The 13,443-nt window shown below is 57.7% G+C and carries 11 protein-coding genes; 5 read left to right on the top strand and 6 right to left on the bottom strand.

The window, feature by feature from the left end:
- The 4 genes from V5P19_RS06580 (at nucleotide 1) to atzF (ending at nucleotide 6,911) form a co-directional block, all read left to right on the top strand.
- The gene (locus tag V5P19_RS06580) at nucleotides 1-717 is read left to right on the top strand and encodes an urea amidolyase associated protein UAAP1 (protein WP_334401386.1); all 717 of its coding nucleotides are present in this window, start codon (nucleotides 1-3) and stop codon (nucleotides 715-717) included.
- Between the two features lie 11 nt (nucleotides 718-728).
- Nucleotides 729-1,361 (top strand): urea amidolyase associated protein UAAP2, encoded by a 633-nt coding sequence (locus tag V5P19_RS06575; protein ID WP_334401384.1) that lies wholly within the window; start codon nucleotides 729-731, stop codon nucleotides 1,359-1,361.
- Nucleotides 1,362-1,512: 151 nt separating this feature from the next.
- Entirely contained in the window at nucleotides 1,513-5,115 is a 3,603-nt protein-coding gene (gene uca / locus V5P19_RS06570) for an urea carboxylase (RefSeq protein WP_334401382.1), read from the top strand.
- Nucleotides 5,112-6,911 (top strand): allophanate hydrolase, encoded by a 1,800-nt coding sequence (gene atzF, locus V5P19_RS06565; protein WP_334401380.1) that lies wholly within the window; start codon nucleotides 5,112-5,114, stop codon nucleotides 6,909-6,911. Before uca ends, atzF begins: the two co-directional genes overlap by 4 nt.
- 15 nt (nucleotides 6,912-6,926) lie before the next feature.
- On the opposite strand, the gene dmsD is transcribed toward atzF, so the two are convergent.
- The 6 genes from dmsD to V5P19_RS06535 all read right to left on the bottom strand — a co-directional run bounded on the left by dmsD (nucleotide 6,927) and on the right by V5P19_RS06535 (nucleotide 12,292).
- The gene (dmsD, locus tag V5P19_RS06560) at nucleotides 6,927-7,541 is read right to left on the bottom strand and encodes a Tat proofreading chaperone DmsD (RefSeq protein WP_334401378.1); all 615 of its coding nucleotides are present in this window, start codon (nucleotides 7,539-7,541) and stop codon (nucleotides 6,927-6,929) included.
- Nucleotides 7,542-7,583: 42 nt separating this feature from the next.
- Complete coding sequence (locus V5P19_RS06555; protein ID WP_334401376.1) at nucleotides 7,584-8,438, bottom strand: dimethyl sulfoxide reductase anchor subunit family protein; 855 nt, start codon at nucleotides 8,436-8,438, stop codon at nucleotides 7,584-7,586.
- A gap of 1 nt (nucleotide 8,439) precedes the next feature.
- Nucleotides 8,440-9,057 (bottom strand): DMSO/selenate family reductase complex B subunit, encoded by a 618-nt coding sequence (locus tag V5P19_RS06550; RefSeq protein WP_334401374.1) that lies wholly within the window; start codon nucleotides 9,055-9,057, stop codon nucleotides 8,440-8,442.
- A gap of 10 nt (nucleotides 9,058-9,067) precedes the next feature.
- On the bottom strand, nucleotides 9,068-11,506 hold the full coding sequence (gene ynfE, locus V5P19_RS06545) for a selenate/tellurate reductase subunit YnfE (RefSeq protein WP_334401371.1): 2,439 nt from the start codon (nucleotides 11,504-11,506) through the stop codon (nucleotides 9,068-9,070).
- 146 nt (nucleotides 11,507-11,652) lie between these two features.
- The gene (locus V5P19_RS06540) at nucleotides 11,653-11,946 is read right to left on the bottom strand and encodes a DUF1161 domain-containing protein (protein WP_334401369.1); all 294 of its coding nucleotides are present in this window, start codon (nucleotides 11,944-11,946) and stop codon (nucleotides 11,653-11,655) included.
- Nucleotides 11,947-12,037: 91 nt separating this feature from the next.
- The gene (locus V5P19_RS06535) at nucleotides 12,038-12,292 is read right to left on the bottom strand and encodes a hypothetical protein (protein ID WP_334401367.1); all 255 of its coding nucleotides are present in this window, start codon (nucleotides 12,290-12,292) and stop codon (nucleotides 12,038-12,040) included.
- Between the two features lie 426 nt (nucleotides 12,293-12,718).
- Between V5P19_RS06535 and V5P19_RS06530 the strand changes: the two genes are divergently transcribed.
- On the top strand, nucleotides 12,719-13,429 hold the full coding sequence (locus V5P19_RS06530; protein ID WP_334401365.1) for a YnfC family lipoprotein: 711 nt from the start codon (nucleotides 12,719-12,721) through the stop codon (nucleotides 13,427-13,429).
- Nucleotides 13,430-13,443 lie beyond the last annotated feature (14 nt).

Here is a 13,443-nt window from a genome sequence, read left to right as displayed (position 1 = left end):
ATGACTACAAAAACACCGGTGCGTGAAGCGCTTTTGCCGGGCGGCGGACATCTTTCGTTTGTGCTTAAGCGCGGGCAGATCCTGCGCATGACGGACGTTGACGGAGGGGCAAACGTCAGCCTGATGATGCTCAATGCCCACGAGAAAAGCGAGCGTCTAAACCTGCCCGATACCCTAAAAGGCCAGCACACCGCGCGTCTTACCGCCGGGCACTGTTTTTACTCGGACATGGGCCGCGTGCTGGCAGGTATCACCGCCGATACTGCCGGCTGGCACGATCCGTTTGGCGGCGTCCTGAACGCGGCCGAAGTGGCGGAAAAGTACGGGCAGGGACGCTATCAGGAACTGCGCAATGGTTATTACCGCAACGGTACGGACAACCTGCTGGTGGAGATGGGGAAGTGGGATCTCAACCTCGAAGATCTTCTGATGGTGGTCAACTTCTTTAGCAAGGTCACCGTGAGTGATAGCGGGCAGTTCAGCTTCCACAGCAGCCATTCGCAGCCGGGGAGCTACGTCGAGCTGTTCGCACCCATGGACACGCTGATGGTGATGACCGCCCTGCAGCATCCGATGGATCCGTCCCGCGAGTATGCCCCGCGCCCGGTGCAGCTCGCCTGGCGCCCGGCTGAAGATGAAGAGGGTGCCCTTAACGCGCTGCTGACGCGTCCGGAAAACGAACGCGCCGTCTTCAATACCCAACTTTTCGCCCTGTAAGGAACCGCATCATGACTATTGCCAGCGAGAAAGACCTGCATCAGGCCTGCTTCCGCCACGTGATCCCGGCAGGTGAACCTTATCTGTTTGAGGTCAAAAAAGGCCAGACCTTGCGCCTGCGGGATCTTGACGGTAACCAGGCGGTGGATACCTTGTTTTATAACGCCGATAACCCGCGCGAACGCTACGATGCCCAGCGCACCCTGCGTCGGCAGAACAATGTCTATCTTACCCACGGCAGCGTGCTGTATTCCAACCTCGGCAACCCGCTGCTGACTATCGTGGCCGATACCTGCGGGCGTCACGATACGCTCGGCGGTGCCTGCTCGCAGGAGAGTAACACCGTGCGTTATGCCCTCGATAAACGTCACATGCACAGCTGCCGGGACAACTTTCTCTGCGCCTGCGTGCACGATGGCCGCCTGCAAAAACGCGATATTGGCGCGAACATCAACTTCTTTATGAACGTGCCGGTCACGCCGCAGGGCGGCCTGACCTTTGAGGATGGCATCTCCGCACCGGGAAAATACGTTGAGTTGCGCGCCGAATGCAACGTCATCGTGCTGATCTCCAACTGTCCGCAGCTCAATAACCCCTGCAACGGCTGGAACCCTACCCCCGCCGAGGTGCTGATATGGAACTGACGCCTACCCGCTGGCAGCGCTTGCGACAGGCAATTTATCGCCTGTTTGAAGTCCGCGCCGGACGCATTCTGCCGTAACCGCTTTTTCCCCATGGACGACCATGGGTGAGCCGATTTTCGGCGGGACGACCCGCCACGATTGAGTCTGACCTATGTTGACGACACTCCTGATTGCGAACCGCGGGGCGATTGCCTGCCGCATTCTGCGCACCCTGCGCGCCATGGATCTCCGCGGCGTGGCGGTCTATTCCGACGCGGATATTAGCAGCCTGCATATTCGTGAGGCCGATGACGCCATCAGCCTGGGCGACGGTCCCGCGGCGAATACCTATCTGGTCACCGAGAAAATTATCGCTGCCGCTAAGGCCAGCGGCGCGCAGGCCATTCATCCTGGCTACGGCTTTCTTTCGGAAAACGCCGCCTTTGCCGAGGCCTGCGAAGCCGCTGGCATTGCGTTCGTTGGCCCCACGCCGGAGCAGCTACGTCTTTTTGGCCTGAAGCATACGGCGCGTGCGCTGGCGAAAGCGCACGGCGTCCCGATGCTGGAAGGCACCGAACTGCTGGCAGACGTGAACGAAGCGCTTTGCGCCGCTGAACGCGTGGGCTACCCGGTAATGCTGAAAAGCACAGCGGGCGGCGGCGGTATCGGCATGCGCGTGTGTTATCACGCAGACGAACTCAACGATGCATTCGACGCCGTTGTCCGTCTGGGGAAAAACAACTTTAGCGACGCGGGCGTATTTATTGAGAAATACATCGAGCGTGCGCGCCACCTGGAAGTGCAGCTGTTTGGCGACGGTATGGGCGAGGTGATAGCGCTTGGCGTACGCGACTGCTCGGTGCAGCGGCGTAACCAGAAGGTACTGGAAGAGACCCCGGCACCAAACCTGCCTGCGGGCATGGAGAGCGCGTTATGCGAGGCGGCGATTACGCTCGGCAAAGCGGTTAACTACCGCAGTGCGGGCACCGTCGAGTTTGTTTACGACAGCGATGCCGCGCGTTTTTATTTCCTTGAAGTGAACACCCGCCTGCAGGTGGAACACGGAGTGACCGAGCAGGTGTGGGGCGTGGATCTGGTTCGCTGGATGATTGAGCTTGCGGCGGGCTCATTACCGCCGCTGGCTGGACTGCGCGCAAAGCTGAAGCCAGGCGGACACGCCATCCAGGCGCGCGTTTACGCCGAAGATCCCGGACGTCAGTTTCAGCCTTCTCCCGGGCTGCTTACCGACGTGGTGTTCCCGGTGCAGGATCGCCACACGTTGCGTATCGACAGCTGGGTAGAATCCGGCTGTGACGTACCGCCGTTCTTTGACCCGATGCTGGCGAAAATTATCGCCTGGCAACCCACGCGCAACAAAGCGATCGACGCCCTGCATGCCGCGCTGGGCGAAACGCGCCTCTACGGCGTGGAAACCAACCGTCGCTATCTGCAGCAGATTTTAACCTTTGCGCCTTTCGCCGGCGGCGAACCCTGGACCCGCTGCCTTGATGGGCTGACGTATCAGGCTTTCACGCTGGAGGTGCTCAATGCCGGCACGCAAACTACGGTGCAGGATTACCCCGGACGCACGGGATACTGGGCGGTGGGAGTGCCGCCGTCCGGCCCTATGGACAGCCGCGCGCTGCGCCTGGGTAACCGCCTGCTGGGCAATGATACTGACGCCGCCGCGCTGGAAATCACCCTCAGCGGCCCGACGCTCAAATTCAACTGCGACGCGCAGCTCGCGGTGACGGGAGCGGAAATTTTGCTCACGCTGGATGGCGAGCCGCTGGCGAATAATCGCGTTTTCACCGTGCGCGCGGGCATGACGCTGCGGATGGGCGATATCGGCAGCCAGGGCGTGCGCAGCTACCTGTGCCTGCGCGGCGGCTTTAGCGTGCCAGATTATCTGGGGAGTAAAAGCACCTTCACGCTGGGACAGTTTGGCGGTCACGCCGGACGGGCGCTGCGCACCGGTGACGTGCTGCATCTGGCGCCGTTAATCGAGCCGGTGACGGAAGGCGAACTGCCCGAATCTCTGCACACCGCGCTGGAGACCGTCCGTGAGCTGCGCGTGATCTCTGGCCCTCACGGGGCTCCGGAGTACTTCACGCCGGGCTATATAGACACCTTTTTTGCTACCGAGTGGGAAGTGCACTTCAACTCCAGCCGAACGGGCGTGCGTCTGATTGGCCCAAAACCGGAGTGGGTGCGCGAGAGCGGGGGTGAAGCGGGGCTGCACCCGTCGAATATTCACGATAACCCGTACGCCATCGGCGCGGTGGATTTTACCGGTGACATGCCGGTGATCCTCGGCCCGGATGGCCCGAGCCTGGGCGGATTTGTCTGCCCGGTCACCCTCATTGAGGCGGATTTACACGCGGTCGGGCAGCTGAAAGCGGGTGACAAAATCCGCTTCATCCCGGTTGATATCGATACCGCGCGGCGACTGGCACTGGCGCAAGAGGCGGAAATTGCCAGCCTGATCCCGCAAGAGGTGATATGGCAATCCTCGGGGTGGGGTTCTCCCGTGGTGCTGGAGCAGGGGGACGCCGATAAACGCCTTGTGGCGAGACTTTCTGGCGATACCCATCTGCTGCTGGAGATCGGCGAGCCGGAGCTCGATCTGGTGCTGCGCTTTCGGGGGCATGCGCTGATGCAGGCGCTGGAAGCGCAAGCATTGAGCGGAATCATCGATCTCACGCCGGGGATCCGTTCGCTGCAAATTCACTATCAGCCGGAAGCGATAGGCTTGACGGTGCTGCTCGACGTGGTGGCAGGCTTGTGGCAAAAGGTTTGCGCACAGGGCGATCTTGAGGTGCCGTCACGCATCGTCTGGCTGCCGCTCTCCTGGGATGACCCGGCATGTCAGAAAGCCATCGACAAATACATGACCACCGTGCGCCGCGACGCGCCGTGGTGCCCGAGCAACCTGGAGTTTATCCGCCGCATCAACGATTTGGCCAATATTGATGAGGTCTATAAAACGGTGTTCGACGCCAGCTATCTGGTGATGGGGCTGGGCGATGTCTATCTCGGCGCGCCGGTGGCGACACCGCTCGATCCGCGTCATCGCCTGGTGACCACCAAGTACAATCCGGCGCGCACCTGGACGGCGGAAAACTCGGTGGGCATTGGCGGAGCCTATCTCTGCGTCTATGGCATGGAGGGGCCCGGTGGGTATCAGTTCGTTGGGCGTACGCTGCAGATGTGGGATCGCTATCACGCCGTCGCGGATTTTGGCGGTAAGCCTTGGCTGTTGCGCTTCTTCGACCAGATCCGCTTCTATCCTGTTTCGGCCGACGAATTAGTGACGATCCGCCGGGATTTTCCGCTGGGGCGTTATCCCCTGCGCATTGAGCACACCACGCTGAGGCTCGACGATTACCAGCAGTTCCTCGTGGCTGAATCGCTGGAGATTGACGCCTTCCGTGCGCATCAGCAGGGCGCCTTTGATGCTGAGCGCGAACGGTGGATTGCCCGCGGGCAGGCGCATTTTGACAGCACCGACGTGCTGGCGGATGAAGGCGAAGATACACCGTTACGGCCGGGACAGGTGGGGGTTGAAAGCCCGGTGTCGGGCAATCTTTGGCAGGTAAACGTTGAGGTGGGTAACACCGTGCGCGAAGGGGATGTGCTGGTGGTTCTGGAGTCGATGAAGATGGAGATCCCGCTGGTTGCCGGGCAGGGTGGCGTGGTCGCTCAGGTACGCGTTCAGCCGGGATCGTCGGTGCGAGCGGGTCAATGTGTGGTGGTCCTGGAGAAAACAGCATGAAACATCCTGTTGATTTGCGTCTTGATGTCCTCGCGCAGGCTTACCGTGACGGTCAGCGTAGCCCGCGAGAAGTGATGTCCATCCTGCGTGAACGCGCGCTGGCGCTGAACCCGGCGTTCAATGCCTTTATCTATCTCCTCACGCCTGAAGAGCTGGAGCCGTATCTGACTGCGCTGGACGGTGTGACGCCTGCATCACTGCCGCTGTATGGCGTGCCCTTTGCGATTAAAGACAATATCGATCTGGCGGGCATCGAAACCACGGCCGCCTGTCCGGCATTCGCGTATCGGGCGACGCAGGATGCGACGATAGTGGCCCGGCTGATTGCGCTGGGGGCAATCCCGCTGGGGAAAACTAACCTCGACCAGTTCGCTACCGGCCTAAACGGCACCCGCTCGCCGTATGGACCGTGCCGCAACAGCGTGCATGCAGATTACCCGTCCGGTGGTTCCAGTGCGGGATCATCGTTGGCGGTCGCGCTGGGGCTGGCAAGCTTTGCGCTTGGCACGGACACCGCCGGGAGCGGCAGGGTGCCCGCCTCGCTGAATAATCTGGTCGGGCTGAAGGCGACAAAAGGGTTGATCTCGACGGCGGGCGTTGTGCCCGCCTGCCGCACGCTCGACTGCGTAACATTTTTCACCACCACGGCAGCGGAGGCCAGCCGGCTGCTGGCGCTGACGGCTGAGCAGGATCCACGAGACGAATACAGCCGCGCCAACCCGCTTTGGAACGGGCCGCAGGCCTTTGGCGTACCCGCAGCAGGGTTCCGTTTCGGCGTACCGGCGCATCTGACGTTTTTGGGTTGCTCAGAGAGCGAAGCGCTGTATCACACCGCGAAAGAACGTCTTATCGCGATCGGCGGCGTGCCGGTCACCATCGATTTTTCTCCGTTTCTGGCGGCGGCGAATCTGCTGTATGACGGCCCGTGGGTGGCCGAACGTTTTTACGTAGCCGGGGCGTTGATTGAACAGCAGCCGGACGCCGTATTGTCGGTGATTCGGAATGTGCTGCAAAAAGCGCCGTCGCTGTCTGCGATCGCCGCGTTTGAGGCACAGTACAGGCTTCAGCGCTTTAAAGCCGAGTGCGATGCCATCCTGGCAGAACTGGATTGTGTATTAACACCTACCTATCCGCGTCCGGTGAGCCTGGCCGAGCTGGCGGATGAGCCCGTTAAGCGCAATTCCGATCTGGGCGTTTACACTAATTTTATGAACCTTCTTGATTATGCAGCCGTTGCCGTACCCGTGGGTTTTATGGCGAACGGACTCCCTTCCGGGGTGACGCTGTTTGGTCGGGCATTCACCGATCAGTATTTACTGAGCCTGGCGGATGCGTTACAACGTCACAAAAAACTCCGCTTGCCCGGCGGGCGAGACATTCGGGGTACGGTGCCTTCTGCGGCGGCAACGCACGATCGTCTATCCATCGTAGTGTGCGGTGCGCATCTGGACGGGCTGGCACTCAATCACCAGCTCCGTAAGAGAGGGGCGACGCTGCGGGAAACCACCGCCAGTGCACCACGTTACCGACTCTATGCCCTGGCTGATGGCAAGCGGCCCGGCATGGTGCGAGACGCCGAGCAGGGGGCTACCATTGCGGTTGAAATCTGGGATGTACCGCACGGCGAGGTGGGATCGTTTCTGGCGGGTATTCCTGCACCGCTGGGGCTGGGAAAAATAGAGCTGAGTGACGGGCGTTGGTTAACCGGCTTTATCTGTGAAGAGTATGGTTTGGCAGGTGCGCAGGAGATAACGGCGTTAGGCGGCTGGCGAGCCTGGCTTGCTCAACGGGCGTGAGCAAGCCAGCGGGGCTTATCGGTACAGCGTTTTTTCTGCCACCGGCGTAAGCAGCGAGGACTGCCAGTCTGCAAGCGTTAGCTGAGCAAGGTTGCCCAGCGCAGTGTAGAAAGGATGCCCGGCGTTTTCGGTGAAAACAGAAAGAAAACGCGTGCTCCACGGCAGCAGATGCCACGCCAGAAGCTGGTCGCATTCGGCATCGCGACCGTTCTCGGCAAGCCACGCCGCAAGCAGCAGCAACGTACCAACGTGATCTTCAGGTTCGTTCTGCTGCATCTCAAACGCGATATGGTTTTCACGCATCCACTGGCGCAGCGCAAGGGTCGAATCGCCAAACAGCACCGATTCGCGATCCAGCCAGACGGAACCCCATGGAGGCGCAGGCAGCGCGTAAGGCCCAATAAACAGGCGCTGCCAGGCATCCGTTAGCGGCTCTTCGGCAGTGGTTTTAAAGGCGTCGGCAACGGGCTTCAGCACGTCTGGTGCCAGCGGCCAGTCCTGCATCCAGTCACCCGCAGTGAGGGCACTTACCAGCGGAGCTGCCTGCTCGCTGTCTGGCGCAAAATAAAACAGCGCGCCCAGCACCCGGGCGCTGAACGCGAACGATTCACGATGTGAGACTTCTTTCATTACAACCTTCCTTGCTCGCGCGGGTTGCCCCGCGCGACAGTGTTAACCCGCAATCGCCATACCTACGGTCATATGCAGACCATAGAATAGCCCACGGCCAATCAATTCACCGAGTACAACCAGCGCAAGCCCAGCAAAAAGCCCAAGGGTTCTGGGTTCCTGACGGCGGATAAGCGGGCAAAGCCAGCAGCCTAATCCGGCCGCGACCAGAGCAATGCGCCAGATTTGCAGTGAGCCATACTCCGGCAAAAGGGCGCAGGCCTGCTGCACCGAACTGTGGATCCCTGCTAGCGCATTGCTTTGCAGCACAATCACGGCCACGCTGGCGAGAAGGGCCAGCACGCTCAGAGAGGCCGCGAGCATGCCGTTAAACGTCGTTTTTGCGACCCGAAGCAGCAAAGCTGCAAACAGCGGGCCGCCCAGAACCACGGTAAGGAAAAAGGCCAGCGTGGTGTAAGCCGTATGCCAGGTCGGAACGGTGTCAATCTGATAAACCCGGGTCATCGCCCAGACAAACACGAGCCCCAGAACCTGGCTGACCACCATCCACAGTTTGCCGAGCACAGGGGGCATTTTGCCGATAACGGACACCAGCCACCAGAATCCGCCGACGGCAAAGAAGACGGTACCTGCCGCGATCTCGTTGCTCAACGCCGACGCGCCCACCCGGTTCAGTGAATTAAAGGCACGCAACGGGGAGCCCAGATGCAGCACCGATGCCATAAACCCAATTCCCATCACCGCCCACAGGAAGAACATGCTGCGGACCATCCGCGCTTTTACCGCCTCGTCTTTTTCGTTCAGCCAGGCGAAACCCATCACGATCAACGCTCCGGCGACGCACTGCCCAAAGACGGTGAAGATCACCAGCGGCCATTCATGCCATCCACTTCCCATCTCACACCTCCTTCGGGTTGGCCAGATAGCCGGTGGTATCGCCCGTCGGGCGGCTATTAGCGTTAGGTTTAATCACAATGCTCGGCTTGGTGAAGTGCGCGGAAGGCAGCGGTGCGACGGCCGCAAGCTGGCCGTGTTTTTTACGCAGCTCGTCAATCGGGCCAAAATCCAGCGCACGCAGCGGGCAGGATTCCACACAGATCGGTTTCTTGCCGTCGACGACGCGGGTATGACAGCCATCGCATTTGGTCATGTGGCCCCTGGCGGCGTTGTACTGCGGCGCGCCGTACGGGCAGGCCATATGACAGTAGCGGCAGCCAATGCAGACATCTTCATCCACCACCACAAAGCCGTCGTCGCGCTTGTGCATTGCGCCGCTCGGGCACACTTTGGTGCACGCCGGGTCTTCGCAGTGGTTACAGGCAATCGACAGGTAATAGGCGAAGACGTTCTGATGCCAGACGCCGTTATCTTCCTGCCAGTCGCCGCCCGCGTATTCATAGATGCGGCGGAAGCTGACGTCCGGAGTTAAGTCTTTGTAATCTTTACAGGCCAGCTCGCAGGTTTTGCACCCGGTGCAGCGGCTGGAATCGATATAAAATCCATACTGGGTTGTCATCAGTTATTCCTTACGCCTTCTCGATCTGCACAAGATTAGTGTGCTGAGGGTTGCCTTTTGCCAGCGGTGACGGGCGATGCGTGGTCAGGGTGTTAATGCATGAGCCGTGGTCAACGCGATCGCCGTTCATGTTGGCGTCGTGCCAGGCACCCTGGCCCATCGCGCTGACGCCGGGCATGATGCGAGGCGTGACTTTCGCCGGAATGCGCAGCTCGCCGCGATCGTTGAAAACGCGCACCATATCGCCGTTTTTAATGCCGCGCTTGTCGGCATCGACAGGGTTGAGCCACACCTCTTGTCGACAGGCGGCTTTCAGCACATCGACGTTGCCATAGCTGGAGTGGGTGCGGGCCTTAAAGTGGAAGCCGAACAGCTGCAGCGGGAAGGTGCTGCGTTCTGGCGCATCCCAGCCGTCGAACGTGGAGGCATAGACTGGCAGAGGGCTGATGGTTTCATCTTTTTCCAGCTCCCAAGTGGCCGCAATGTTCGCCAGCTTGCTGGAGTAGATTTCGATCTTGCCGGATGGGGTTTTAAGCGGATTGGCTTCTGGGTTGTCGCGGAATTTTTTATAGGCTACAAAGTGTCCGTTTGGATCTTTGCGCTTGTAAATGCCCATTTTTTTTAGCGCGTCATAGGACGGCAGCTGCGGATCTTTTTCGAGCATTTTGGCGTACAGATACTGCAGCCACTGCTCCTGCGTACGGCCTTCGGTGAACCGCTGATAGATATCCGGACCGAGGCGCTTCGCCACTTCACTCATGATCCAGTAGATGGGCTTGCGTTCAAACTTCGGCGCGGTGACTGGCTGAAGGAAGATCAGATAGCCCATATTGCCCGCATAGTCGTTAGGAATGATGTCTTCCTGCTCGACGGTCATCAGGTCTGGCAGCACGATATCGGCATATTTCGCCGACGAGGTCATAAAGTTGTCGATCACCACGATGGTTTCGCACTTGCTCTCGTCCTGAAGGATATCGTGGGTTTTGTTGATATCAGAGTGCTGGTTGATGATGGTGTTACCGGCGTAGTTCCAGATAAATTTGATCGGCACATCGAGCTTATCTTTCCCGCGTACGCCGTCGCGCAGAGCGGTCATTTCCGGGCCACGCGCAATGGCATCGGTCCAGCTAAAGCAGGAGATTTGCGTTTTTACCGGGTTATCCGGCAGCGGCATTCGCTCGATGGTGATGGTGTACGTAGACTCACGCGCGCCGCTGTTTCCGCCGTTGATGCCCACGTTACCGGTTAAAATCGGCAGCATGGCGATAGCGCGGGACGTCAGCTCGCCGTTTGCCTGACGCTGTGGCCCCCAGCCCTGGCAGATATACGCCGGTTTTGCCGAGCCTATTTCGCGTGCAAGCTTGACGATGCGGTCGGCGGGAATACCGGTGATGCGGGAGGCCCAGGCCGGGGTTTTTGCCGTTTTGTCGTCACCCTGACCGAGAATATAGGCCTTGTAGTGGCCGTTTGCGGGGGCATCTTCTGGCAGCGTTTTTTCGTCGTAGCCAACGCAGTATTTATCTAGGAACGGCTGGTCAACGAGGTTTTCATCGATCAACACCCAAGCGATGCCCGCCACCAGCGCCGCATCTGTCCCCGGTCGAATCGGGATCCACTCGTCTTCACGACCTGCTGCCGTGTCGGTATAGCGCGGGTCGATAACGATCATCCGTGCGTTAGAGCGTTCCCGTGCCTGTTCAAGGTAATACGTTATCCCGCCACCGCTCATGCGGGTTTCTGCCGGGTTATTGCCGAACATCACCACCAGTTTGGTGTTTTCGATATCCGAGGTGCTGTTGCCGTCATTGCTCCCGTAGGTATAGGGCATTGCGCAGGCAATTTGTGCCGTGCTGTAGGTGCCGTAATGGCTGAGGAACCCGCCGTAGCAATTCATCAGACGGGCGACCAGCGAAGCATAGGGGGAGGAGCGGGTGATATTGCCGCCGACAATGCCAGAGGAGTAGTTGATATACACCGCTTCATTGCCATATTTTTCGACCACGTTTTTCAGGCTGGCGGTGAGGGTATTCAGCGCTTCATCCCAGCTGATACGTTCAAACTTTCCTTCACCGCGCTTGCCGACGCGTTTCATCGGGTAGTTCAAACGGTCAGGGTGGTTGATTCGGCGACGAATAGACCGCCCGCGCAGGCAGGCGCGCACCTGATGATTGCCATAGCTATCATCGCCGGTGTTATCCGTTTCAACCCAGTACACTTCCTCATCGCGCACGTGCAGGCGCAGCGCGCAGCGGCTGCCGCAGTTCACTGAACAGGCGCCCCATACGACTTTATCTTCTGTAGGTTGTACGGCCTGCTGTACCGCGGCTGCGGCGCTGTTCAATCCAAAAGGCAAAGCGATCCCACCGGCAGCAAGCGCCAGAGACCCTATGGCGGTGGATTTAACAAGAGCACGGCGGCTGATACCGCCGTGATGTTCAACATCGGACATGACTCACCCCATCATTGTAATTGCGTATTATTTGCGCCCGTTATTACAACCGGGCTAATGATAGGGTGAGTGTTACTTATTTGGGGGTATTAAATATTAATCCTCATCAATTCAAAGGACATTGGTACAGTAAAAGTGGTTAAGAATCACTGAGGTTCGTCTTGCGAATTATCCTGTGCGCCAGAAACTGCGCCACTTCCTGTGCGGGTGTAGAGAATTTTGAAGGTGTCGTTAGCACAATGCCCAACAACCTGCGCATCAGGCCAATCGGCCTGATCGTTGGGAACGATGTTCAGGCTGAAGCCAGACTCGGGGACGCCGTTGTTAATGATTTTCTGCTGTATGTCGCTTTTTACGCGCTCGCAGGAGTCCGGGGCAGCGAGAGCAGCCGTTGTCGCGCTCAGTAACAGCAGGCCGGTAATCCAGGGTAACCGTTTCATCTGTAGCTCCTTTTCTCTGTGTAGATCCTAATAATAGCAGGGGAACTGTAAGCTTTTGTTTTTGTGTACACCTTTCTGAATTGTCCTGGATTTAAATAATGAATTCTGAAAAGCGCTGCTGATTGTCTACTAGATAAGCGGGTAGGGTGTGTTTTGATACGTCTTGCTTTATCAACTTTCTGTCGCGACCCCAGATATCCTCCGCATTCATGATAACTTTCATAATGTGTTCAGGATTGTTGAATTCCGGGGTGTCATATTCGGTATGAGAAATCGTAGACATTTTTTCGGAAATTCTTTCCGGTGTCATAACCCATGAAAAATGCCATCCACCGTTAGCCACCACCTTATTATTCAGCTTTAACCAATTCCACTTAAACCATGATCACTTTGCATTTTCTGGACGTTCCATCAGTGTTATAAACCGGAAGATTAAACTGATAGTTATAAAAATTTGATGAATCGTAGTGCAAAGTGACTTGCGATCAATCGCCGTTAGGGTTTTGGGAGAGAAGATTTCGTCAACATCAGACACCAAAATCATTACGTTAACCCTAATTCTTTAAATATAATTTTTTATAATATTCCGTAATCATGCGGGCTCAAATTAGCCATTTTGGTTCGCAACGTCAATGTGTGCGGGGGATTTATGCGCTTTCAAAGAGGCAAGCAGAAGTGACATCACGTGTGCTGCCAGAAGATAGCGATTTACTGTAACGTAACTTGCTGTATTTGCTAATATGACGATAACTTTCCTGAATCGGTAAATGATGTGAAGAAATACGCAGTGTTAACACTCCTGGCGATGGCGCTGATGGGGTGCGACAACAGCTCCACGCCGCTGTCGTTTACGCCGGAGATGGCGAGCTTCTCTAATGAATTTGATTTTGATCCGCTGCGCGGTCCTGTCAAAGACTTTACGCAGACGTTGTTCAACGACAAGGGCGAAGTGTCCAAGCGGGTCACCGGAACGATGTCGACGGAAGGGTGCTTCGATACCCTTGAACTGCACGACCTTGATGCCAATACGGGCGTCGCGCTGGTCCTGGATGCCAACTACTATGTTGATGCCGAAACTCAACAGCGAAAGGTGAAACTGCAGGGCAAATGCCAGCTGGCCGAATTACCGTCTGCCGGCGTCACGTGGGAAACTGACGACAATGGATTTGTGGTAGCGGCGCACGGGAAAGAGATGGAGGTGAAATACCGCTACGATGCGGATGGCTACCCTCTGGGTAAAACGACGGTCTCCGGGGAACAGCACTTGTCCGTTCAGTCTACGCCGTCTAAGGACCTGCGCAAAAGAATGGATTATTCAGCGGTGAGTATGCTGAATGAAAAGCCGCTGGGCAACGTGAAGCAGAGCTGTGACTATGATAGACATAATAATCCCGTCAGCTGTGATTTGATGATTACCGACGACAGCGTTAAGCCTGCCGTTGAGCGCAAGTACACCATCAAAAACACCATCGAGTATTATTAAGAATAAAACCGCGC

Source organism: Enterobacter sp. UNJFSC 003 (assembly GCF_036903355.1).
GTDB lineage: Bacteria > Pseudomonadota > Gammaproteobacteria > Enterobacterales > Enterobacteriaceae > Enterobacter.
This window is presented reverse-complemented; position numbering and strand designations above follow the sequence as displayed.

Coding starts and splice junctions, on each gene's coding strand:
- V5P19_RS06555 (WP_334401376.1), bottom strand. CDS start 8,438: ATGGGAAGTGGATGGCATGAATGGCCGCTGGTGATCTTCACCGTCTTT.
- dmsD (WP_334401378.1), bottom strand. CDS start 7,541: ATGAAAGAAGTCTCACATCGTGAATCGTTCGCGTTCAGCGCCCGGGTG.
- V5P19_RS06540 (WP_334401369.1), bottom strand. CDS start 11,946: ATGAAACGGTTACCCTGGATTACCGGCCTGCTGTTACTGAGCGCGACA.
- V5P19_RS06550 (WP_334401374.1), bottom strand. CDS start 9,057: ATGACAACCCAGTATGGATTTTATATCGATTCCAGCCGCTGCACCGGG.
- atzF (WP_334401380.1), top strand. CDS start 5,112: ATGAAACATCCTGTTGATTTGCGTCTTGATGTCCTCGCGCAGGCTTAC.
- ynfE (WP_334401371.1), bottom strand. CDS start 11,506: ATGTCCGATGTTGAACATCACGGCGGTATCAGCCGCCGTGCTCTTGTT.
- uca (WP_334401382.1), top strand. CDS start 1,513: ATGTTGACGACACTCCTGATTGCGAACCGCGGGGCGATTGCCTGCCGC.
- V5P19_RS06580 (WP_334401386.1), top strand. CDS start 1: ATGACTACAAAAACACCGGTGCGTGAAGCGCTTTTGCCGGGCGGCGGA.
- V5P19_RS06575 (WP_334401384.1), top strand. CDS start 729: ATGACTATTGCCAGCGAGAAAGACCTGCATCAGGCCTGCTTCCGCCAC.